1 protein-coding gene and 2 pseudogenes are annotated in these 2,129 nt (G+C 67.0%); all 3 read right to left on the bottom strand.

Annotated elements, in window-relative coordinates:
- Positions 1–698, bottom strand: a pseudogene (locus CFB39_RS40510) (IS66 family transposase); the annotation flags it as partial.
- Positions 699–707: 9 nt separating this feature from the next.
- Positions 708–1,064: pseudogene (locus CFB39_RS41335) on the bottom strand (transposase); the annotation flags it as partial.
- 188 nt (positions 1,065–1,252) lie between these two features.
- On the bottom strand, positions 1,253–2,129 hold an 877-nt coding region (locus CFB39_RS40505), incomplete at its 5' end, for a hypothetical protein (RefSeq protein ID WP_179257811.1).

Below are 2,129 nucleotides of genomic sequence, written 5' to 3'. Positions count from 1 at the left end.
TCATCGCGCACGTAGACCCACAGGCGTCCTGTCTTTGTGCGACCGTTGCCGGGCGCCAGCACTGGCAGCGGCGTGTCGTCCCCGTGAACCTTGCCGCCGGCTAACGTGTATAGGCGGACGGTGTCGACCAGCGGTGCAAGCAGCGCCGTGATGCTCCCCATCCAATATCCCATCGCACCCGGATCGATCTCGACGCCGTCGCGCGCGTACATGACTGCCTGGCGATGCAGCGGGATGTGGTACGCGAACTTCGACACGGCGATGTGTGCGAGCAGCGCCGGCCCCGGGATGCCGCGGTCGATCGGCCGACTCGGTGCCGCAGCCTGCACGATGCGATCGCAGCACGCGCAGGCCAGCTTCGGACGGCGGTGACGAATCACGCGGAAGTGCGCCCTCACGTATTCGAGCTGTTCCGCGACGTCTTCGCCCAGTGGCTTGAGTTGCCCGCCGCAATCGGGGCAGTCATCGTCGGCTGGCAGATGGATGCGCTCTTCGCGCTCAAGGTGATCCGGCAACGGCTTGCGGCCCGCACCTTCGCGATTCGGCCGCTTCACTGTTGCAGCCGTGGCCATATCGGCCGAACCTTCGTCGGCCTGCAGGTCTTCGAGCAATGCCTGAATGCTCGGGCGTGTGACCGGGCGAGCCAGGCGCAGGCGCTGCCGCTCGGAAAGTCGCATAGCCACAAACTGGCGTCGTCGGGTGACCAGAGCCGCCAGATCCTGCTGCACGGGATCGCTCAGCGGACGCACGAAGCGCTCGCAGTCAGGACGTTGGGCCAGTACGGCAGCGAATTCGGCTAGGGTGGCGGCATCAATGCGGTCGGTCTTGGCCAGGCGCTGCATCGCACGAGCGAAGTCACGAGCCATGCGCGGGTTAATCACCGCCACGCGCAGCCCGACTGCCTGCAGCGTGCACTCCAATGCCGCCTCATAGCCACCCGTGGCCTCCATCAGCACGAGTCCGGGTTGCAGCTTCGCCAGAGCGTCGGCCAGAACGACGTGCCCCTCGGTGTCGTTGCTGAGATGCGTCAGTTCGGCTGGCAAGGTTGCCCCGAGACACGCCACATCGACATGGGTAACCCAACTGGCGGATGGTTGCCTTGATGCGCTTCCCGAGTTTCAGGTACAGCTCGACCGCCCGAACGCGGTCTTCGTATGAATACATGGACTACCTCCAAAGTAGTCCAAGATTTTGTCCGCATCCCCGGTGGGTCAGGATTCAGTCGGCGTTGACACTTACGTTCGAATGAGGCTTAAGCCCTAACCTGCCGCGACGTGTCGCCCTGTACCAGCGCATCCACCGCACCGGCCACGTGCTTACCCGTGGCGCCTTGCTCGCCCACCGCTTGGCGGAACGCCTGCACATGAGCGTTCGCGCGCGCCGGCCGCCCTGACCGGAGCACCTCATTGCGCAGTGCACCCAGGGTCGGGCGCGGTTCTCCCTCGGCGGTCCGATTGGCCCGCAGCCACGCGGCAAGCTGGCGCAGGTGGTTCGCATGGGTGCGCGCCGTGGCCGGATGCGTGTTCGATGCGCCCTGATAGGCCTGGATCAGTGCCTCGTCGTCAACATGGACCTGGGGCTGGGGCTGGGCCTGGGCCTGCCGCTGCCGCGACGTGCCGCCCTTTACCAGCGCATCCACCGTGCTGACCACGTTCCTACCCGTGGCGCCTTGCTCGCCCACCGCTTCGCGGAACGCCTGCACATGAGCGTTCTCGCGCGCCGGCCGCCCTGACTGGAGCACCTCATTGCGCAGTGCACCCAGGGTCGGGCGCGGTTCTCCCTCGGCGGTCCGATTGGCCCGCAACCACGCGGCAAGCTGGCGCAGGTGGCTCGCATGGGTGCGTGCCGTGGCCGGATGCGTGTTCGATGCGCCCTGATAGGCCTGGATCAATGCCTCGTCGTCAACATGGACCTGGAGCTGGCGCGACGTGCCGCCCTGTACCAGCGCATCCACCGCGCCGGCCACGTGCTTACCCGCGGCGCCTTGCTCGCCCACCGCTTGGCGGAACGCCTGCACATGAGCGTTCTCGCGCGCCGGCCGCCCTGACTGGAGCACCTCATTGCGCAGTGCACCCAGGGTCGGGCGCGGTTCTCCCTCGGCGGTCCGATTGGCCCGCAGCCACGCGGCA

It is taken from the genome of Burkholderia sp. AU6039 (assembly GCF_002223365.1).
Lineage (GTDB): Bacteria > Pseudomonadota > Gammaproteobacteria > Burkholderiales > Burkholderiaceae > Burkholderia.
Note: the sequence above shows the minus strand (reverse complement) of the source record. Positions and strands in the feature narration are given on the sequence as shown.